At 75.4% G+C, this 22,787-nt stretch carries 2 protein-coding genes (1 of these 2 only partly in view); both read right to left on the reverse strand.

Annotation, left to right across the window (positions count from 1 at the left end; all coding sequences use genetic code 11):
* On the reverse strand, window positions 1-7,146 hold the full coding sequence (locus OEIGOIKO_RS03255) for an amino acid adenylation domain-containing protein (protein WP_125051662.1): 7,146 nt from the start codon (window positions 7,144-7,146) through the stop codon (window positions 1-3).
* Window positions 7,128-22,787 carry the 3' portion of a non-ribosomal peptide synthase/polyketide synthase gene (locus OEIGOIKO_RS03260; protein ID WP_170251535.1) on the reverse strand. It continues 7,470 nt past the right edge of the window, so 15,660 of the gene's 23,130 nt are visible here — the last part of the coding sequence; its start codon lies off the right edge, out of view; it ends in the stop codon at window positions 7,128-7,130. The genes OEIGOIKO_RS03255 and OEIGOIKO_RS03260 overlap by 19 nt, the downstream gene beginning before the upstream one ends.

Below are 22,787 nucleotides of genomic sequence, written 5' to 3' on the forward strand. Positions count from 1 at the left end.
CTACCGGTCGGGGCCGTCGTCCGTGCCGTCCAGGCACTCGGCAACCACCCGGCCGATCTCGGCCAGCGGCCCGGGACGGCACATGTCGTGGTGGGTGCAGTCCACGGCGTACCGGCGTACGCGTCCGGTGACGAAGGGCTCCCAGGCAGCCGCCGTGGGCGCTCCGTCCGGGCGGCCGGCGGTCGCGGTGAAGTGCAGGAGATCGCCGTCGAACCGGCGGGGCGCGTACGCCGACGCGAGTTCCGCGCTGTTGACGAAGACGTCGGCCAGGGCCCCCACGCGGCGTTCCTCGATGTCCGCCAGGGGGCCGCCGCCGCGGCGCAGGATCTCCATGACGTCCTCGACGCGCAGCCGTTCGGCGTCGGTGACCTCGTCGCCGTGGCCCGCGAAGTCGAGCAGCGTCGCCAGGACGTCCCGCTCCGCCACGGGCGGCACCGCGGCTTCGGGGTCGCGGGGATAGGAGTCGAGCAGGGCGAGGCAGGCGACCCTCTCACCCTCGGCCTGAAGGCGGACGGCGATCGCGTGGGCGGCGAGGCCGCCGAAGGACCAGCCCAGCAGGTGGTAAGGGCCGGAGGGCCGGACCGAGCGGAGTTGCCGGACGTAGTCGGTGACCAGCTCGTCCATACCGGTCGGGTACGCCTCGGGACGGGCAAGGCCGCGGGCCTGGAGTCCGTACACGGGCCGGTCGGGGCCCAGGTGCCGCAACAGTCCTGTGTAGGCCCAGCTGAGGCCGCCGGCGGGGTGGACGCAGAACAGCGGCGGCAGCCCCCCGGAGTCGCGCAGCGGGAGCAGCACGTCGAAAGCGTCGCCCCGGACGCCGAGGCGCAGCCGGTCCGTCAGACGGCTGACCGTGGGCGCCGCGAACAGGTCGCTGACCGACAGCTCCACGTCCGCCGCCTCCCGGATGCGGCGGACCAGCCGGATGGCCGCCAGCGAGTCCCCGCCGAGGACGAAGAAGTCGTCGTCGATCCCGGTTCCGGTCAGGCCGAGGACTTCGGCGAACAGGCCGCAGAGCACCTCCTCCTCCGGGGTGCGGGCGGGCCGCCCGGCGGTCACGGAGAGCGGGCCGCCCGGCTCCGGCAGGGCGCGCCGGTCGAGCTTGCCGCTGGAGGTCAGGGGCAGGGCGGCCAGGATCACCACGGCGGCCGGCAGCATGAACTCCGGCAGGTGCCGCGCGGCGTGGCGCCGCAAGTCGGCGGGGTGCGGCCCGGTTTCCGGCGCGGGGACCACGTACGCCACCAGCCGCTGCTCGCCGGGCCGGTCCTCGCGGACGACCACGGCCGCCTGAGCGACGTCCTCGTGCCGGGCCAGGACGGCCTCGATCTCACCGGGCTCGACGCGGAAGCCGCGCAGTTTGACCTGGTCGTCGGCGCGCCCGGCGAACTCCAGCACTCCGTCCGCGGTCCACCGCGCGAGGTCACCGGTGCGGTACATCCGCTCCCCCGGCGCGCCGAACGGGCAGGCGATGAACCGTTCCGCCGTCAAGCCCGGCCGCGCCAGATAACCACGGGCCAGCTGCACACCCGCCAGGTACAGCTCCCCTGTCGCACCCGGCGGCACCGGCCCCAGCGCCGCGTCCAGCACGTACGCCCGGGTGTTGCGGACGGGCCGGCCGATGGGCACCGGACGGGCGGTGTCGGTGGTGTCCGGTGCGGCGGCCGGGGGCCGGCCGCCGGACCAGGTCGTCGCGTGGATGGTGGTTTCCGTCGGTCCGTACAGGTGGTTCAGGGGCGCGCCGAGGAGGTGTGCGGCACGGTCACGCAGCTCGGCGGGCAGCGATTCGCCGCCGGTCTGGACGCGTCGCAGACTCGTGCAGCGGGCGGCGGCCGGTTCGTCCAGGAAGGCCCGCAGCATCGACGGCACGAAGTGCACCGTGGTCACGGCACGTTCGCGGATCAGCGCGGCCAGGTACGCCGGGTCCCGGTGCCCCTCGGGGGCGGCCACGACGATGCGTGCGCCTGTGGTGAGCGGCCAGAACAACTCCCACACTGATGCGTCGAAGGCGGCGGGCGCCTTGTACAGGCAGACGTCGGAGGGGTCGAGGCCGAACTCCTCCTGTATGCCGAGGAGCCGGTTGACGACAGCCGCGTGCGGGACGACGACGCCCTTGGGGGCGCCGGTCGAGCCCGAGGTGTAGAGCACGTAGGCCGGGTGCGACGGGGAGAGCGGTACGGGACGCACGGTGCCCGCCGACTCCGGCCGGGGGTTCCGCACGCCGTCCGCATCGTCCAGGACGCACACGGGACGCGCCTCGTCGAGCAGGAGGCGGACGCGTCCGGCGGGCAGGGCGGGGTCGACAGGCAGATAGGCCGCGCCGCTCTTGAGCACCGCCAGCAGCGCCACCACCAGCTCCACCGAACGCGGCAGCACCACGGCCACCACCCGCTCAGGCCCCGCACCCCGACCGGCCAGAGAGCGCGCCAACCGCTCCGCCCACGCGTCGAGTTCCGCGTACGACAGGGTACCGCCCTCCCCGGCCACGGCCACCGCGTCAGGCGTACGGGCCACCTGCGCCGCGAACAGCTCCGGCAGCGTGAGCGGAGGCAACGGCCGCTCGGTGGCGTTCCACCCCGCCAGCACCAGCTCCCGCTCGGCCGGGGACAGGACGTCGAGCCGCCAGATCCGCCGGCCGGGATCGGCGGCAACGGCGTCGAGCAGCCGCGCGAAGCGGGCGGCCAGGCCCTCCGCCGTGCTCCGGTCGAACAGGTCGGTGCGGTACTCGACGCCGCCTTCGAGACCGCCGGGCCCACCGTCCGGGCCCTTCCGCTCGGCCAGCCGGAACGTCAGGTCGAACTTGGCCGACCGGGACCGGGTCTCCTCGGCCCGGACGCGCAGTCCGGGCAGCTCCACCGGCAGGTCCGCGGCGTGCTGGAGGGAGAGCAGCACCTGGAACAGCGGGTGCCGGGCCGCCGAGCGAGCCGGGTTGAGCACCTCCACCAGGTGCTCGAAGGGCACGTCCTGGTGGCTGTACGCGGCCAGGCCGGCCCGGCGGACCCGGTCGAGCAGGTCCGTGAAGGAGGGATCGCCCCCGGTGTCGGTGCGGAGCACCAGGGTGTTGACGAAGCAGCCGACGAGATCGTCCAGGCCCTCGTCGGTGCGCCCCGCGACCGGTGTGCCGATCGGGATGTCGGTGCCCGCGCCCTCGCGGGTCAGGAGTGCCGCGAGGGCCGCCTGGACGACCATGAACAGGCTCGCGCCGTGCGCGCGCGCCAGCCCGGCGAGCCGGGCGTGGGTGGCGGGGCCGACGTGCAGCGGCACCGTCCCGCCACGGTGGTCGGACACCTCCGGCCGGGGCCGGTCGTGCCGCAGCTCCAGTTCGGCGGGCAGTCCGTCGAGCGCCGTCCGCCAGTACGCCACCTGGCGGGAGAGCGCACTGTCCGGGTCGTTCTCCTCACCGAGGAAGCCGCGCTGCCACAGGGTGTAGTCGGCGTATTGGACCGGCAGCGGCGCCCAGGCCGGGGCCTCGCCCGTACGGCGGGCCGCGTACGCGGCGGACAGGTCGCGGGCGAGCGGGAGGTTGGACCAGGCGTCGCCCGCGATGTGGTGCAGTACGAGCAGCAGGACGTGGTCGTCGGGGCCGAGCGCGAACAGTTCGGCGTGCAGGGGTGGTTCGCAGGCGAGGTCGAAGGGGCGCGCGTACGCGTCCGCGAGGGCCGCCGTGAGGGCGTCCTCGGCGACCGTCCGTACGGGCAGCGGCGCGGGGGCTTCGGCAGGTTCCAGTACGTGCTGGCGCGGGGTGCCCACGGCGTCCGGGTACACGGTGCGCAGTACCTCGTGCCGGGCCACCACGTCGTTCAGGGCGGCGCGCAGGGCCGCGACGTCGAGTTCGCCGGTCAGGCGCAGCGCGAACGGCATGTGGTAGGTCGGTGCGGGGCCTTCCATCTGGTGCAGGAACCACAGGCGCCGCTGGGCGAAGGACAGCGGCAGTTCGGCGGGGCGTTCGGCGGCGGGCCGCAGCCGCGGCCGTTGCCGGGCGTCCTCGCGCGGGGTGCCGAGCCGGGCCGCGAGCCCGGCGACGGTCGGGGCCTCGAAGACGTCCCGTACGGCGAGTTCCGCGCCGAGGGCGGCACGGACGCGCGAGACCAGCCGGGTCGCGAGCAGGGAGTGGCCGCCGAGGGTGAAGAAGCCGTCGTCGACGCCGACCCGGTCCACGCCGAGGACCTCGGCGAACAGGCCGCACAGGATGTCCTCGAACGGGTCGCGCGGCTCCCGGCCGCCGGTGGTGCGCGCGCCGGGGGCGGGCAGCGCGCGGCGGTCCAGCTTGCCGCTGGGGGTCATCGGCAGGGCGTCGAGCACGACGATCTGCGCGGGCACCATGAACTCGGGCAGCGACCCGGCGCAGAACTCGCGCAGCTCCCCCGCGTGCGCCCGGGCGCCGGGCACGGGCACCACGTAGGCGGTCAGGCGCTGATCGCCGGGCCGGTCCTCACGTACGGCGGCGGCCGCGTGCGCGACGGTGGCGTGCCGGGCCAGCACCGTCTCGATCTCGCCGGGTTCGACCCGGTAGCCGCGCAGTTTGACCTGGTTGTCCGCCCGTCCGGCGAAGGCCAGCTGTCCGTCGGGCGTCCAGCGGGCGAGGTCGCCGGTGCGGTACATCCGGGTTCCCGGCGTGCCGAACGGGTCGGCGACGAAGCGTGCGGCGGTCAGGCCGGGCCGGGCCAGGTAGCCGCGGGCGAGCTGGATGCCGGACAGGTAGACCTCGCCCACCACGCCGGGCGGCACGGGGCGCAGCCGTGCGTCGAGCACGTAGGCCCGGGTGTTGGCGACCGGCCGGCCGATCACGGGCCGCGCGCTGTCGCGTACCCGGGCGCCGACGACGTCCACCGTGCACTCGCTCGGCCCGTAGTAGTTGTGCACCTCGGTCTCCGGGTGGGCCCGCAGCGTCTCCCACAGCGCCGCGTCGACGGCCTCCGCGCCGAGGAGGATCACCGCCGGGCGGTGTCCGGGGCCGTCCAGCAGCCCGAGCGCGGTCAGTTCCCGCATCAGCGAGGGGGCGACGCCCAGGTAGTCGACGCTCCGCTCGCGTACGTAGGCCAGCAGCGCGGTGGCGTCGCGGCGGGTCTCCTCGTCGACGAGGTGCAGTTCGTGGCCGGCGACGAGGCCGGTCAGCTGCCCCATGGAGGCGTCGAACGACACCGACGCCGTGTGGGCCACGCGCAGCCGCCGTCCGGCCGTCGCGGCCACGGCGCCGGCCGCCGGGGCGAACACCCGGTCGCGGTGGTCGGCGTACAGGTTCGCCAGGCCCAGGTGCGTGACGACGACGCCCTTCGGCACGCCCGTGGAGCCGGAGGTGTAGACGATGTATGCGGCGTGGTCGCCGTGCAGGGGCGGGGTACGGAGGGCCACACCGGTTTCGGGCGGGGCGTCCTCGTCCAGCAGCACCAAGGACGCCGCCCGGTCCTCCCCGAGGCGCCCGGCCAGCTCCCGTTCGGTCAGCACCAGGGGTACAGCCGCGTCGGCCAGCATGAACGCCAGGCGCTCCGCCGGGTAGCCGGGGTCCAGCGGTACGCACACCCCGCCGGCCTTCCAGATCGCCAGCACGGCGGCGATCATGTCCGCCGACCGGCGCACACACAGCCCCACCAGGACGTCGGGCCCGGCACCCCGGGCGGCCAGGCGTCGCGCGAGGCGGTCCGCGCGCGCGTCCAGTTCGGCGAACGTCCAGGACGCCGCACCGCAGACCAGGGCCACCGCGTCCGGGGTCGCCGCCACCCGGGCCGCGAACGCCTGCGGCATCAGCTCGGCCGGCGGCTCGCCGGCCGTACCGCTCCATTCCCCCAGCACCCGGGCCCGTTCGGCCGGTGTCAGGATCTCCAGCTCGCCGAGGTGCCGGCCGGGGTCCGCGACCAGGTTCTCCAGGACCCGGACCACCCGCGCCATGATCGCCTCGGCGGCGTCCCGGTCGAACAGGCCGGTCTGGTGGTCCAGCCGCAGCCGCAGCGGCCGGCCGGGCATCACCATGAAGTTGAGCGGGTAGTGGGTGACGCCCTGGCTCCGGCTCGCCGTCACCCGTGGTCCCTTGCCGTGCGCGGTGGCGGCGAGGCCGCTCTCCCCGGCGGGCAGGTTCTCGAACACGGTCACCGTGTCGAACAGTTCACCCGAACCGAGCGTGCGCTGGATGCCGGAGAGACTGACGTGCTGGCAGGCCAGCAGGTGTGTCTGTGCCTCCTGGAGCCTGGCCAGCATCCCGGTCAGCGGCTGGTCGAGGTCGAGGCGGACCCGTACCGGCAGGGTGTTGGCGAACAGGCCGATCATCCGCTCGACGCCGGGCACCTGGGGCGGGCGGCCGGAGACGGTGGTGCCGAAGACCACGTCGTCCTTGCCGGTCAGCCGGCCGAGGACGACGGCCCAGGCGCCCAGGAAGACCGTGCTCAGGGTCAGCCGTTCGCGGCGGGCCAGGGCGTCCAGCGCGGCGGCGAGGCCGTCCGGCAGGTCGTGCAGGACCTGGCCGGGCAGGGCCGGTACCCGGGACGGGTCGGCGGGCGCCACGCGGGTGGGCTCCTCGACGCCCTTGAGCACCCGGCGCCACACGTCCTCGGCGGCGGCCCGGTCCTGTCCGGCCAGCCAGGCCAGGTAGTCGCGGTAGCGGGCCACCGGCGGCATCCCGTCCTCCCGGCCGCCCCGGACGTACAGCTGGAACAACTCGTCGAGCAGCAGTTGTACGGACCAGCCGTCGAGCACCAGATGGTGCGCGGTGATGACGAACCGGTGCCGTGCCGGGCCGAACCGCAGCAGCGTGAAGCGCAGCAGGGGCGGGCGGGCCGGGTCGAAGCGGCGGAGCCGGTCCTCGGCCGCGACGCGCTCCGCCTCCGCCTCCCGCTCCTCGGGGGCGGTCCCGGAGAGGTCGGCCTGATGCCATGCCAGGGCGACGTCGCGCGGAACGATCTGCACCGGCTCGTCCAGCCCCTCGTGCCAGAAGCCGGCGCGCAGGGCGGCGTGGCGCCGCAGCAGCGTGCGCGCGGCCTCGCGCAGCGCCGTCGCGTCGAGGTCCCCGTCCAGGTCGTAGGCGCTCTGCAAGGTGTAGAGGTCGAGCGCTGCCGTGTCGTACAGCGCGTGGAACAGCAGCCCCTCCTGGAGTGGTGCCAGGGGGAGGATGTCCTCCAGTTCCGCCTGCGGCCCGGCCTGCGTCATTGTGATCGCCTCCATGCGGCTTCGAGCTGTTCGAGCTTGTCCTGGCTGAGCCGGACCAGCGGTACGTCGGACGGGGTGCGGCCACCGGCGTCGGGGCGGGCGGCCTGGGCGGCCAGCGTTTCGAGCGCGCGGGTCCAGGCGGTGGCCAGGTCGTTCAGGTCGCGGCCGGTCAGCGGCGCGTGGGCCCGGCGCCAGGTCGCGGCCAGCCGGGGCCCGCCGGGGCCGTCCACGGCGGTGACGTTCACCTCGGCCCAGTAGCGCGCCGGTTCGCCGGCCGGGTCCGGGCCGGACGGCACCCGCGGCAGTTGTCCGAGGTAGTGGAAGGCGAACCGGGGCGCGGGCAGGGCCGCCAGTTCGGGGGCGGTGCCGGGGTTGAGGTGGCGCAGAAGGCCGTACCCCTGACCGCCGTCCGGCAGGGACCGCAGCTCCTCCTTGACGCGTTTGAGAGCCGTCGCGGCGGCGTGCCCGCCGTCCTCCCGCAGCGCTTCCCCGCCCGGGTCGCCCAGGTCCAGGCGGACCGGGTGGGTGGTCGTGCAGCGGCCCACGGTGCGGGTCAGGTCGATGCCCTCGCCGAGGGGTGCGCGGCCTGGGCGCCGTACGTCGGCGAGCACGGTGCCGTCGGCGGCCCCGCTGCGGCGCTGCCAGTCGGCGACCGCCAGCGCGAACGCGGTGAGCAGCACGTCCTCGGCGTCGGCGTGGAAGGCCGCCGGTACGTCGGTGAGCACCTGCCCGGTGCGTTCGGCGGACAGGAGGGTCGTCAGCGTGCCGTCCCCGGCCGCCTGTGCCGGGCGGGCGTCCGCGTCCTCGGGCGGTCGGCCGGGCGCGGCGAGCATGCCGGCCCACCGGGACAGTTCCCCCGTTCGCCGGGGGTCCCGTGCCTGGGTGCGCAGATGCTGGGCCCAGCGCCGGAAGGACGTGCCGACCGGAGCGAGCCGGGGCTGCCGGCCCTCGGCGACCGCCTCGCAGGCGTCCGTGACGTCCCGCAGCATGATGCGCCAGGTCTGCGGGTCGGTGACGAGGCGGTGCAGGACGAGCAGCAGCAGGCCGGGGCGCCCGGGTGGGGCGTCGAAGTGGACGGCTTGGACCAGCACTCCGGACTCCGGCGCCAGGCGGTGCGCGGCGGCCCGTTCCTCTTCGGCCACGGCGGGCTCGTGCGGTGCGGTGCCGGTGCGGCGCACCTGGTCCGCGGCCCGGACAGTGCCGGGCGGCAGCACTTCGAGCAGCCACCCCGGCCCGTCCGCTGCCACGGGCCCGCCGGAGGTCAGGCGCGCCCGCAGCATGTCGTGGTGGTCGAGAACCGCCTGGAGGGCCGTCTCCAGTGCTTCGCCGTCGAGCCCGGCCGGGACGGGTACGGTCATCGCCTCGTATCCGGTGCCGGGGCCGGCGTCGCGCTCCCGCAGGGCGTGCAGGTCCGGTGTCAGCGGCACCGCGCCGATGCCGGCCTGCGGTGCCTCCGTGGTGGCGGGCGCCGCGTCCGGCGTTCCGGCGGCGACGGCCAGGGCCGCCACGGTCTTGTGCCGGAACACGTCCTGCGGGCCGATCGCCATACCGGCGGCCCGGGCCCGGCTGACCACCTGGATGGAGACGATGCTGTCGCCGCCGAGTTCGAAGAAGTCGTCGTCGGCGCCGACGGACGGAAGGCCGAGCACGTCCGCGAAGATGTCGCACAACAGCCGTTCCCGGGCGGTCGCCGGGGGGCGGCCCGCCGTGGCCCCGGCCGACGTCTGCGGCGCGGGCAGCGCCGTGCGGTCGGCCTTGCCGTTCGGAGTCAGCGGCAGGGCGTCGAGCGGAACGACCACCGAGGGCACCAGGTACTCCGGCAGCCGTCGGCGCAGCCAGGCGCGTACCGAGGAGCCCAGGGCCGCCGACGGCGCGGCACCCGCCGCCGGGTCGTTGGTGAAGGACGGCGGCGGGGTGCGGTCGACCGCCGGTACGTAGACCCCGGTGACCGGGGCGCTGCCGTACGGAGCGGAGCCGTCCGGTGTGGCGGCGTCCTGAGCGGCGAACAAGGCGTCGAAGCAGTCGTCACCGGCCGTGCCCGACCAGGTGACGGCCGTCCAGAATCCCAGCCGCTCCCCCGTCGCGCACAGCGTCTCGGGGTCCACGGTCACCGGGGGTCCGGCGGCTGCCTCGCCCGCCAGCCGCGCGTTGGGGATGCCGGTGAGGCGCAGCCGGTCCGGCCGCCGCTCCGTCAGCAGCGCGGCGATCTCCGCCGTCCCGCCCAGGCCCGGGTGCCAGGGCAGGGTGGGCGCGTCGGCGAACGGCCGGGCCGGTGCGGTCAGCGGCGCGCGGTGCAGGACGACGTCGTAGCGGTACCGGGACAGTTCGTTGTGGTACGCCCCGCGCTTGAGGCGCAGGTCGACGGCGCCGATTTCGGGGACGGTGGCGGGCAGGGCCGGGAAGAAGTCCGGGTCGACCAGCAGTTCCCGCTCGGGTGCGGTGGCGCCGGTGGCCGCCCGCAGGCTCGGCAGCAGCCGCAGGTTGCGGAGGTCGCCGAGGAACAGGGCGCCGCCCGGCGCCAGCAGCCGCAGCGCGGCGCCGATCACGTCGGTCAGGTAGGCGGCGTCCGGGAAGTACTGGGCGACCGAGTTGAGGACGACGGTGTCGAAGAAACCTTCCGGCAGTCCGGTGAGGTCGTCCGCCGGCTGCGCGCGGAGCTCCACCCGGCCGGCGAGCGCGGGCCGTTCGGCGACCTGTGCCGTCAGCGACTCGATCACGGCCGCCGACAGGTCCGTACCCCAGTACGCCTCGCACTCCCCGGCGAGCCGCGACAGGAGCAGGCCGCGGCCGACGCCGATCTCCAGCACCCGCCGGGGCCGCAGGTCCCGGATGCGCGCGACGGTGGCGTCCCGCCACTGCCGCATCTCGTCGGCGGGCAGGGGTTCCCCGTCGTAGGTGCTGTTCCATCCGGTGAAGTCCTCGCCGAACGGGGCGGTCTGCGACGTGCCGTACAGGGTGTCGTAGAGCTGCCGCCACTCGCCGAGGACCCGCTCCGGCGCGCCGTCGGCGGCCTGCGCGGACTCGGGTCCGCCGGTGGCCTCGCCGGGCTGCGGTCCGTCCGCCGCCGGGACCACGTACCCGAGCAGACGGGTGCCGCCCGGACCGTCCTCGCGGACCGTCGCGACGGCCTGCGCCACCTCGGGGTGGGCGGCCATCGCGGCCTCGACCTCGCCGAGCTCGACCCGGTGGCCACGGACCTTGACCTGGTCGTCGGTCCGCCCGGCGAACTCCAGCTCGCCTTCGGCGTTCCACCGCGCGAGGTCCCCGGTGCGGTACATCCGGGCGCCCGGCGCGCCGAACGGGTCGGCGGTGAACCGCTCGGCGGTCGCTCCCGGCCGTCCCAGGTAGCCCTGGGCCAGGCCCGCGCCCGCCAGGTACAGCTCGCCCGCCACTCCGGTGGGCACCGGGCGCAGCGCCGCGTCCAGCACGTACGCGCGAGTGTCGGTGATGGGCGTGCCGATGGGCGCGACGGCGCCGTCGCCGGTCAGCGGCCGGCTCATCGTGCCGCAGACCGTCGACTCGGTCGGCCCGTAGGCGTTGACCATCCGGCGGCCCGGGGCGAAGGCCGCCGCCGTCCGCGGCGGGCAGCTCTCTCCCGCGACCACCAGGCAGGACACCGGTGCGAGCTGGTGGGGCGTCATGACACCCAGCGCCACGGGCGGGACGGTCAGGTGGGTCACCTCGTGCTCGGCCAGCACGGCGGCGAGGTCGGGGCCCGGCAGGAGCCGTTCGGCCGGGACCACCACCAGGGCCGCGCCGGTCAGCAGCGCCATGCACAGCTCCCAGAACGCCGCGTCGAAGCTCGGCGAGGCGAACTGGAGGACCCGGCAGCCCGGCCCGGCGCCGAAGGCGTCCGTCTGCGTCGCCGCCAGGGCGGCCGCGCCCGCGTGGGTGACGGCCACTCCCTTGGGCACGCCGGTCGAGCCGGAGGTGTAGATCACGTAGGCCGGGTGTGCGGGGGCGGGCCGTCCGGCCTGCTCGGCGCCGGGGTCGGTGGCCGGCTGACCGGCCAGGCGTCCGTCGCCCTTCTCCAGATCGAGCCGGGGCAGGCGGCCGGAGCCGGGTATCTCCTGGCCCGCGACGCCCGTCAGCAGCAGCGACGGGCGGGCGTCGTCGAGCATGAAGGACAGACGTTCGGCCGGGTAGCCGGTGTCGAGGGGGAGGTAGGCCGCGCCCGCCTTGAGCGTCGCGAGGAGCGCCACGATCAGGTCGGCGCCGCGCGGGAATGCCAGGGCGACGACGTGCCCGGGGCCGATGCCGCGCGACCGCAGCAGGTGCGCCAGGCGGTTGGCCCGGACGTTCAGCTCCTGGTAGGTCAGCGTGCCGGAACCGGACAGCACCGCCGGGGCTGCGGGGTGCCGGGCCACCTGGCGTGCGAACAGCTCGGGCACGGTGGCGGGCGGCACCTGCGGACCGTCGGCGCCCGATGTACGGAGCGTACGGGCCGTACGGGCGTGTTCGACGGGGGTGAGGACATCGGCCTCGCCGATGGGCCGCGCCGGGTCGGCGGTGACCGCCTCCAGCAGCCGTGCCCACCGCTCCACCAACGTCTCGGCCGTCCGCCGGTCGAACAGGTCGGTGCTGTACTCCAGCGTCCCGCGCACGCCCCCTGAAGAGCCGCGTTCGGTGACGCTGAAGAACAGGTCGAACCGGGAGGTCCCGGAGGCGGCCGGTTCGGGCGTCACCTCGACGCCGGGCAGCGCCAGCCCGGCCTCCGGGGTGTTCTGCAGCACCATCGCCACCTGGAACAGCGGGTGCCGGTTCGGGGAGCGGACCGGGTTGAGCGCCTCCACCAGGTGCTCGAAGGGCACGTCCTGGTGGGCGTAGGCGTTCAGGGCCGTCTCCCGTACGCGCCGCAGCAGTTCGCCGAACGACGGGTCGCCGGAGGTGTCGGTACGCATCACGAGCGTGTTGACGAAGAGTCCGACCGCGTCGTCGAGCGCCTCGTCGTGGCGCCCGGCGACGCCGCTGCCGATCGGCAGGTCGGTTCCCGCGCCGAGCCGGGTCAGCAGGGCGGCGAGGCCGGCGTGCAGCACCATGTGCAGGCTGGTTCCGGTGTCCCGGGCGAGCTCTGTCAGACGGCGGTGCAGCTCGGGATTCAGATCAAAGCCGAGCATCTCGCCGCGGTAGGTGGACACGGCGGGCCGGGGACGGTCCGTCGGGAGCGCGAGTTCCTGGGGCAGATCCGCCAGGGTCTCGCTCCAGTAGGCGATCTGCCGGGCGAACGGGCTGTCCGGGTCGGTCTCGTCCCCGAGGAGCGCGCGCTGCCACAGCGTGTAGTCGGCGTACTGGACGGGCAGTGGCGTCCACGACGGCGCCCGCCCCCGGGTCCGCGCGGCGTAGGCGGTGGCCAGGTCCCTCGCCAGGGGGGCCATCGACCAGCCGTCGCCTGCGATGTGGTGCACCACCAGCACCAGCAGGTGCTCCCGCTCGCCCAGAACGAACAGTTCGGCCCGTAGCGGCAGGTCGGCCGCGAGGTCGAAGGGGTAGCGCGCCGCCGCCTGGACGGCCTCGCGCAGCCCGGCCTCGTCGGTGTGCCGTACGAGCAGTTCGGGGCGCGCGCCGTCCGTGTCGAGGACGAGCTGGCGGGGCACTCCATCTGTCACCGGGAAGACGGTGCGCAGACTCTCGTGCCGGGCCGTCACGTCGGCCAGCGCTGCGCGCAGTGCCGTACGGTCCACGGCGCCGCGCATACGCAGGGCGATCGGCATGTTGTAGGTGGCGTTCGGGCCCTCCAGCCGGTGCAGGAACCACAGCCGCTGCTGGGCGAACGACAGCGGCAGGGTTTCGGGCCGGGGCATCGGCCGCAGTGCGGGCCGGGTCGCTTCCCGGCTCTCCTCGTCGTCCAGGCGCGCGGCCAGTCCGGCGACCGTGGGGGCCTCGAACAGGGCGCGGACGGGCAGTTCGACGCCGAGGGCGGTACGGACGCGGCTGATGAGCCGGGTCGCCAGCAGCGAGTGTCCGCCGAGGTGGAAGAAGTTGTCGTCGACGCCGGCCGCCGCCAGGCCCAGTACCTGCGCGAACAGGGCGCACAGCACCCGCTCGCGCGGGGTCGAGGGCCCGCGCGAACCCTCGACGGACCCGAGGTAGGGGGCGGGCAGCGCCGCCCGGTCGAGCTTTCCGTTGCCGGTCAGCGGGAGTTCGGTGAGGACCAGTACGGCGGCAGGCACCATGTACGCGGGCAGTTCCGCGCGCAGCGACGCGGTGAGCGAGGCGACCAGTTCGCCGCGCTGCCGGGAGGCCGCCGGGTCGTTGGCGAGCGGGTGCGACGGCTCGGCCGCCGCGTTCGCCGCCGGGCGGTGGACACCGCTGAGGGCGGTCGCCGCCGGGTCGGCGAAGAGCACGTCAAGCAGTTCGGCGTCGTCGCCCGAGCGGGTGACCGCGACCCGGTAGCCGACGCGTTCACCCAGCTCGTGGAAGGTGTCCGGGCCGAGGTCCGGCGCTGTCGGCTGCTCGGCGGGGCCGAGGAGGGCGAGGACGTCGGCCGGCGGCCGTCCCTCGTCCAGTCCGCGCGTGGCACCGGCCTCACCCGCCAGCCGTTCGTCGGGCACGCCGGTCACCCGCAGCGCGGGCAGGCGCTCGGCGGCGAGGCGCCGGGCGACATCGTCGGGGCCGGTCACGTCGTGGCCCCAGCGCAGTTCCGGCGCGGCCGTCAGTTCCGTCGGATCGGCGGCGGACCGCTTGTGGAGGACGACGTCGTACCGGTAGCGGTTCAGCTCGTTGACGTACGCGCCGCGCTTGACCCGCAGGTCGACACCCGCGATGTCCGGGTTCTCCGCCGCCAGCGCGGTGAAGAACGCGGGGTCTAGCAGGAGTTCCTTCTCCAGCAGGACGGCCTGCTCCACGGCACGGCGTACGGCGGCGGGGTCGGCGGACGGCGTGGCGCGGCGCAGTTGCACCGCCGTGTGCAGGCACCGCAGCAGCCGCAGGTCGCGCACGTCGCCGAGGAAGACAGCGCCTCCGGGTGCGAGCAGGCCCAGCGCCGTGTCGAGCACGTCGGTGAGGTAGCCGGCGTCCGGGAAGTACTGGGCGACCGAGTTGATCACGACGGTGTCGAAGGAGCCGGCCGGCAGGCCGTCCGCGTCGGCGGCGGCCTGTACCCGCAGCTCCACCCGTCCGGCCAGGTCCGGCCGTCCGGCCACCTGGGTCCGCAGCCGGTCGACGGCGCCGGCGGCGATGTCGGTGCCCCAGTAGGTCTCGCAGTCCGGGGCGAGCCGGGAGAGCAGCAGTCCGCTGCCCACGCCGATCTCCAGCACCCGGCGCGGGCGCAGCTCGCGGATCCGGGCGACCGTGGCGTCCCGCCACCGGCGCATCTGCTCGACGGGCAGGAGCCGCCCGTCGTAACTGCTGGTCCAGCCCCTGAAGTCGGCGCCGAACGGAGCGGGTTCCGCGTCCTGGTGCCCGGCGTCCCCGTACAGGGAGTCGTAGACCTGCTGCCACTCGTCGAGCTGGGCCCGTGCCGCAGCGTCGCCGCCGCGCCCGCCGTCCGACGGGACGACGTAGGCCACCAGCTGGGTGCCGGACGTCCGGTCCTCCCGTGCGACGACGGCGGCCCGGGCGACGGCCGGGTGGCGCAGCAGCGCCGTCTCGATCTCGCCCGGCTCGATGCGGTGGCCCCGCACCTTGACCTGCTCGTCGGCGCGGCCGGCGAAGTGCAGTTCGCCCGCGGCGGACCACCGGGCCAGGTCGCCGGTGCGGTACATCCTCCCGCCCGGCGCGCCGAACGGGTCGGCCGTGAACCGCTCCGCGGTCAGCGCGGGCCGGTTCAGGTACCCGCGCGCGAGCTGCGCGCCCGCCAGGTACAGCTCGCCCGGCACGCCGGGCGGTACCGGCCGCAGCCGCTCGTCCAGCACGTACGCCCGGGTGCCGGGCACCGGCCGCCCGATCGGCAGCGGGCCGTCCCCGGCCGTGGCGCCCGGCGGCATCCGCAGGGCGACGCAGCCCACGGTCGCCTCGGTCGGCCCGTACTCGTTGACCACGGCGGCCTGCGACTGGGCCCGCCGCCAGGGCGCGAGCTGTTCACCGGTGAGCTGTTCGCCGCCCGCGACGAGGTCCGCGACCGCCGTCCCGGGGCCGGGCGGGGTGGCGCCGAGCAGCGCGAGGTGGCTGGGTGTCACCTTGAGGAAGGTGTACGGGCCCGGGGCCGGCGCGTCGGCGGCGAGTTCCGCGATCAGTACCCGGCCGCCCGCCGTGAGCGGCGCGTACAGCGCGGTGACGGTGAGGTCGAAGGAGACGGGCGAGTGCAGCAGGGCGGTGCCCGCGGTGCCGGGGTACGCCTCGCGGGCGAACGCCAGGTAGGCGGCGAGCGCGCGGTGTTCGACGAGCACGCCCTTCGGTGTGCCGGTGGAGCCGGAGGTGTGGATGACGTACGCGGGGTGCTCCGGGCGCAGCGGCGCGGTGCGCTCGGCGTCCGTCACGTCGTGTTCCGGCTGTGCCCCGGCCTCCCGCCGTGCCTCGTCGCTGTCGGGCGTGAGCCAGCGGGTGTCCGTCTCCGGCAGGTCCCCGGCCAAAGCCGAGCCGGTGATCCCGTACGCGGCCCGGGCGTCGCCGAGCAGGAAGCGCAGCCGTTCGGCCGGGTGTGCCGGGTCGAGAGGCAGGTAGGCGGCGCCGGTCTTGAGGACGGCCAGCAGCGCCACCACCAGCCCGGCCGAGCGCGGCAGGGCGACCGCGACGAGCTGCTCCGGGCCGATGCCGCGCCCGATGAGCAGCCGCGCCAGTTGATTGGCCCGCGCGTTCAGTGCGGCGTAGGTGAGGTGCGTGGCGCCGTCGGTGACGGCCACCGCGACCGGCGTGCGCCGCGTCTGCGCCTCGAACGCCTCGGGCAGCGTCACCGGCGGCGTGCTGAGGGCGGCGCCGTTCCACGTCTCCAGCAGTCGCTCACGCTCGGCGGCGTCGGTGAGGTCGACGGTGCCGATCGGCCGGTCCGGTGCCGCCGCCACGGCGCGCAGCAGCCGGACGAAGCGTGCCGTGAGGGCTTCGGCGGTGCCGTGGTCGAAGAGGTCGGCGCTGTACTCCAGCACGCCGTCGACCCGGTCGGGGGCGCCGTCCTCGGTGTAGTGGTCGGTGAGGCTGAACAGCAGGTCGAACTTGGCCGCGGCCAGCTCGGCGACGTCGGGCGTCACCCGCAAGCCGGACATGGCGAACTCGGGCGTGGCGTTGTTCTGGAGCGTCAGCATCACCTGGAAGAGCGGGTGCCGGGCCGCCGAGCGGGCCGGGTTGAGCAGTTCCACGAGGTGGTCGAAGGGCACGTCCTGGTGGGCATAGGCGGCCAGGTCGGTCTCGCGGGCCCGGTCCAGCAGGGTGCTGAAATCAGGGTCGCCGGAGGTGTCCAGGCGCAGCACGAGGGTGTTGACGAAGAAGCCGACGAGGTCGTCCAGGGCCGCGTCCGTCCGGCCGGCGACGGCGGAGCCGAGGGGGATGTCGGTGCCCGCGCCGAGCCGGGTCAGCAGGGCGGCGAGACCGGCCTGCACGACCATGAACAGGGTCGCGCCGTGCTCGCGGGCCAGCCCGGCGAGCCGGGTGTGCAGCTCCGCGTCCAGCGCGAAGACCACCCGTCCGCCTCGGTGGGCGGCGACCGCCGGGCGGGGGCGGTCGGCGGGGAGCGCCAGCTCCTCGGGCAGGCCCGCCAGCGCCTCGGTCCAGTGGGCGACCTGGGCGGAGATCAGGCTGTCGGGGTCGTTCTCACTGCCGAGCAGGCCGTGCTGCCACAGCGCGTAGTCGGCGTACTGGACGGGCAGCGGCGCCCACGCCGGGGCGTGGCCCGCGCACCGGGCCGTGTAGGCGGTCGACAGGTCCCGGGCGAACGGGACGTTCGACCAGCCGTCCCCGGCGATGTGGTGGAGGACCAGGAGCAGGACGTGATCGTCGGTGCCGACGGCGAACAGGTCGGCCCGCAGGGGCGGTTCGGCGGTCAGGTCGAAGCGGTACCCGGCCGCTTCGGCCAGCGCCCCGGTGAGTCCGGCCTCGTCGGTGCGGTGGGTGCGCAGCTCCACGGCGGCCTCGTCCGGGCCGAGTACGACCTGGCCGGGAGCGCCCTTGATCTCGGGGAAGACGGTGCGCAGGGTCTCGTGCCGGGCGACCACGTCGTCCAGGGCGGCGCGCAGGGCTGCGGTGTCCAGCGGGCCGGACAGCCGCAGTGCGAAGGGCATGTTGTAGGTCGGGCTGGGGCCCTCCAGCCGGTGCAGGAACCACAGCCGGCGCTGCGCGAAGGACAGCGGTACGGCGTCCGGGCGGTGCGTGGCGGGCCGGAGGGCGGGCCGTCGGCTGCCCCCGGTGCCGATGCGGGCGGCCAGGCCGGCCACCGTGGGCGCCTCGAACACGTCCCGTACGGACAGTTCCGCGCCGAGAGCGGCCCGGACGCGGGAGACGAGCCGGGTGGCGAGCAGCGAGTGTCCGCCCAGATCGAAGAACCCGTCGTCGATGCCGGGCAGGGGACGGCCCAGCACGTCGGCGAAGATGCCGCACAGGATCTCTTCGTGGAGGGTGCGCGGAGCGCGTCCGGGGGCCTGGGCGGTGGTGTCCGGGGCGGGCAGGGCGCGGCGGTCCAGCTTTCCGTTCGGCGTCAGCGGCAGCGCTTCGAGGACGACGATCTCGGCCGGCACCATGTAGGCGGGCAGCGTGCGGGCGACGGACTCGCGCAGCCCGTCCGGCTCCGGACCGGTTCCCGGCGCGGGTGCCACGTACGCCACCAGCCGCTGGTCGCCGGGCCGGTCCTCGCGGAGGACGACGGCGGCCTGAGCGACGTCGCCGTGCCGGGACAGGGCGGTCTCGATCTCGCCGAGTTCGATCCGGAAGCCGCGCAGTTTGACCTGGTCGTCGGCGCGCCCGGCGAACTCCAGCACTCCGTCCGCGGCCCACCGCGCGAGGTCGCCGGTACGGTACATCCTGCCCCCGCCTTCGGCCGGGGGGACCCCCGTGCCCGGCGCGAACGGGCAGGCGACGAACCGTTCCGCCGTCAAGCCCGGTCGCGCGAGATAGCCCCGGGCGAGCTGCACCCCGGCCAGGTACAGCTCCCCGGTCACGCCCGGCGGGACCGGCCGCAGGGCGGCGTCCAGCACGTACGCCCGGGTGTTGTGGACCGGACGGCCGATCGGCACCGGGCCCGGCCGGTCCGCGCAGGCCCAGGAGGTGACGTCGACGGACGCCTCGGTCGGACCGTAAAGGTTGTGCAGCTTCGAGCCGCCCAAGATGTCCCGGCCGTGTGCGGCCAGTTGTGCGGACAGCGCCTCACCGCTGCACAGCACCCGCCGCAGGCTCGTGCACTGCGCGGCGGCGGGCTCGTCCAGGAAGGCCCGCAGCATCGACGGCACGAAGTGCACGGTCGTCACGCCTTCTTCGCGGATCAGCGCGGCCAGGTACGCCGGGTCCCGGTGGCCGTCCGGCCGGGCGACGACCAGCCGGGCGCCGGTGATCAGCGGCCAGAAGAACTCCCAGACGGACACGTCGAATCCGTACGGGGTCTTCTGCAGCACGGCGTCGGAGGCGTCCAGCCCGTACTCGGCCTGCGCCCACAGCAGCCGGTTGACGACGCCCGCGTGCGGCACGACGACGCCCTTGGGCGTGCCGGTGGAGCCCGAGGTGTAGAGCACATAGGCCGGGTGCGACGGGGAGAACGGCGCGGTACGCCCGGTGCCCGCCGTCTCAAGCCGGGGGTTGCGCACGCCGTCCACGTCATCCAGAACACACACCGGATGCGCCTCGTCCAGCATCGCCCGGGTGCGCTCGGCAGGGTTTTCAGGGTCGACGGGCAGATAGGCCGCGCCGCTCTTGAGCACCGCCAACAGCGCCACCACCAGCTCCACGGAACGCGGCAGGGCTACGGCCACCACCTGCTCCGGCCCCGCGCCTTGCTGGACGAGGGCCCGGGCCAGCCGGTCCGTCCACGCGTCCAGCTCCGCGTACGCCAGGGTGCCGCCCTCGCCGGCCACGGCCACCGCGTCAGGTGTACGGGCCACCTGCGCCGCGAACAGCTCCGGCAGCGTGACCGGTGGCAACGGCCGCTCGGTGGCGTTCCACCCCGCCAGCACCAGCTCCCGCTCGGCCTCGTCCAGTACCGGCAGGTCTTCCAGCGTCCGTGCCGGGTCGGCCGCCACCGCCTCCAGCACCCGCACGAAGCGGGCGGCGATGCGGTGCGCCGTCTCCGCGTCGAACAGGTCGCTCGCGTAGTCGAGTTCGCCGGTGAGCCCGCCTGCCTCGCCCTGCGGACCGGTCCGCTCGCTCACCGTGAACGCCAGGTCGAACTTCACCGCCGTGGTCTCCACCGGCACCGCGCTCACCGCCAGCCCCGGCAGGCCCAGCGGCGCCTCACCGGCGTTCCGCAGCGCCAGCATCACCTGGAAGAGCGGGTGCCGGGCCAGTGACCTGACCGGTTCCAGGTGCTCCACCAGGTGCTCGAAGGGCACGTCCTGGTGGTCGTAGGCGGCCAGCGCGGTTTCGCGGGCCCGCGCCACCAGGTCGGTGAAGGCGGGGTCGCCGCCGGTCGCGGTGCGCAGCACGAGGGTGTTGACGAAGCAGCCGACCGCATCGTCCAGCGCGTCGTCGGTGCGTCCGGCCACCGGTGTGCCGAGGGGGATGTCGTCGCCCGCCCCGAGCCTGCTGAGCAGGGCGGCGAGTGCGGCCTGGACGACCATGAACAGGCTCGCGTCGCAGGCGCCGGCGAGGGCGGCGAGCCCGGCGTGCGCGGCGGCGTCCAGGGTGAACGGCACCCGGCCGCCCCGGTGGCGGGCCACGGCAGGGCGGGGCCGGTCGGTGGGGAGCGGCAGTTCCTCGGGGAGTCCTGCCAGCGTCTCGGTCCAGTACGCCGTCTGCCGGGCGATCAGGCTGTCCGGGTCGGTGGGGTCGCCGAGGAGCCGGTGCTGCCAGAGGGTGTAGTCGGCGTACTGGACCGGCAGCGGCGTCCAGGGCGGGGCCTCGCCCGCTCGGCGGGCGGCGTAGGCGGCGGTGACGTCCCGGGTGAGCGGCAGGTTGGACCAGCCGTCGCCCGCGATGTGGTGCAGCACGAGCACCAGGACGTGGTCGTCGGGGCCGAGGGCGAGCAGTTCCGTGTGCAGCGGGGGTTCGGCGGCCAGGTCGAACGGGTGCGCTGCCGCGGCGGCCACCGCCGCCGCCAGGCCGGTCTCGTCCACGGCGCGGCACGGCAGTGCGGGCGCGGCCCGCTCCGGGGCGAGCACGACCTGCTCGGGGGTGCCGGCGGTCTCGGGGTAGACCGTGCGCAGGACTTCGTGCCGGGTGACGACGTCGGCGAGGGCGGCGGCGAGCGCGGCACGGTCGAGATCGCCCCGCAGGCGCAGCGCGAGCGGCATGGCGTACGCGGCGCCGGCGCCGTCCAGCCGGTTGAGGAACCACAGGCGTCGTTGCGCGAACGACAGCGGGAGTGTGCCGGGGCGTTCGACAAGGCGCAGAGCGGGCCGCGCCGCGCCTCCGGCGTCGAGCCGCGCGGCGAGGGCGGCCACCGTGGGCGCCTCGAACACGTCCCGTACGGACAGTTCCACGTCCAGTACGGCGCGGACGCGCGACAGCAGCCGGGTCGCCAGCAGGGAGTGCCCGCCGAGGTCGAAGAACCCTTCGTCGACACCGGGCCGTCTGCAGCCCAGCACCTCGGCGAACAGCCCGCACAGGATCTCTTCGCGGGCCGTGCGCGGTGCCCGGCCGCCCTGGGGTACGGCGGGGCCCGGGACGGGCAGGGAGCGGCGGGCCACCTTGCCGCTCGGGGTGAGCGGCAGGGCGTCCAGCGGCACCACGGCGGAGGGGACCATGAACTCCGGCAGCGTCCGGGCGGTGTGGGCGCGCAGCCCGGCCGGGTCCGGCACGGCGCCGCGCGCCGCGACCGTGTAGGCGACCAGCCTGCGGTCGCCGGGCCGGTCCTCGCGGACGACGGCCACGGCGTGGGCCACGTCCGGGTGCCGCGCCAGCACCGCCTCGACCTCACCGAGTTCGATACGGAACCCGCGGAGCTTGACCTGGTCGTCGGCCCGCCCGGCGTACTCCAGCTCGCCGTCGGCGGTCCACCGCGCGAGGTCCCCGGTCCGGTACATCCGGGCGCCCGGCACGCCGCTGAAAGGGTTGGCCACGAACCGTTCGGCGGTCAGGACCGGCCGGTTCAGGTAGCCCCGGGCGAGCTGCGCGCCCGCCAGGTACAGCTCGCCCCGTACCCCCGGCGGCACTGGACGCAGCCCGGCGTCGAGCACGTACGCCGCCATGCCGGCGACCGGACGCCCGATGCGGGGCCGTTCGCTGCCGGACACGGTGGCACCGATCGCGTCGACCGTGCACTCGCTGGGCGCGTAGTAGTTGTGCACCTCGGTGGCGGACAGGTCCCGCAGCCGCTGCCACAACCCTGGGCCGGTGGCCTCGGCGCCGTGCAGGATCGCGGCGGGCTGGTGCCCCTCCGCGCCGAGCAGGCCGAGGCCGAGCAGTTCCTGGGTGAGGGTCGGGGTGATGGACAGGTAGCCGATGCCGTGGTCCCGCACGTACGCGCCCAGCGCGACGGCGTCGCGGCGGGTGTCCTCGTCGACGAGGTGCAGTTCGTGGCCCGCGAGGAGGGCGAGGAGCTGCCCGACGCACAGGTCGAACGAGAGCGACGCGGTGTGCGCCGCCCGCAGCCGGCCGCCCGCCGCCCGCGCCGCCGGGGCGAAGACGCGCTCGCGGTGGTTGGCGAACAGGTTCGCGATGCCGCCGTGCCGTACGGCCACGCCCTTGGGCACGCCGGTCGAGCCGGAGGTGTAGACGATGAACGCGGCGTGATCGGCCCGGACGGCGGGCACCGGGAACGGCTCGCCGTCCGCGTCCGGCCGTTCCCCCGTACCGAGGAGGACGGTGTCCGCGGCCTGGCCCTCCAGCACGCCGGCCAGGCCGGGCTCCGCGACGAGCACCCGCACCCCGGAGTCGGCGACCATGAACGCCAGCCGCTCGGCCGGGTAGTCCGGGTCCAGGGGCACGCACGCCCCGCCGGCCTTCCAGATCCCGAGCATCGCCGGGACCATCCACGCCGACCGGGACACGCACAGCCCGACCAGCGTGTCGGGGCCGACACCGCGTTCCGCCAGCCCACGGGCCAACCCGTCTGCCCGGGCCCGTAGTTCGTCGAACGTCAGCGTCGTGCCGGCCGCGACGACGGCGGGCGCGTCGGGGGTCAGCGCCGCCTGCCGTTCGAACAGCTCGGGGACGGTGAGGGCGGGCGCGTCCCGCGGGGTGCCGGCCCAGTCACCCAGAATCCGTGCCCGCTCCGCCGGGGAGAGGATGTCCAGTTCCCCGATGCGCCGTCCGGGGCCGTCGGCCGCGGCGCCGAGCAGCCGGACGAAGCGGGCCACCAGTTCCTCGGCGGTGGCGTGGTCGAAGAGGTCGGTGCTGTACTCCAGGATGCCGCCGAGGCCTGCGGGCTCGCCGGCCGGGCCGCGCTCCTCGACCAGCCCGAAGGACAGGTCGAACTTGGCGGTGCCGACCTCGGCCATGTCCGGGCTCACCCGCAGTCCGGGCAGGTCGAGCCGGGGCCGGGCGTTGTTGTGCAGGGTCAGCATGGTCTGGAACAGCGGGTGCCGGGCGGCCGAGCGGGCCGGGTTCAGCACCTCCACCAGGTGCTCGAAGGGCACGTCCTGGTGGGCGTAGGCGGCCAGCGCGGTCTCCCGCACCCGGCCCAGCAGCTCCTCGAAGGCCGGGTC

The sequence above is a fragment of the Streptomyces paromomycinus genome, from assembly GCF_003865155.1.
In the GTDB taxonomy this organism is placed as follows: domain Bacteria; phylum Actinomycetota; class Actinomycetes; order Streptomycetales; family Streptomycetaceae; genus Streptomyces; species Streptomyces chrestomyceticus.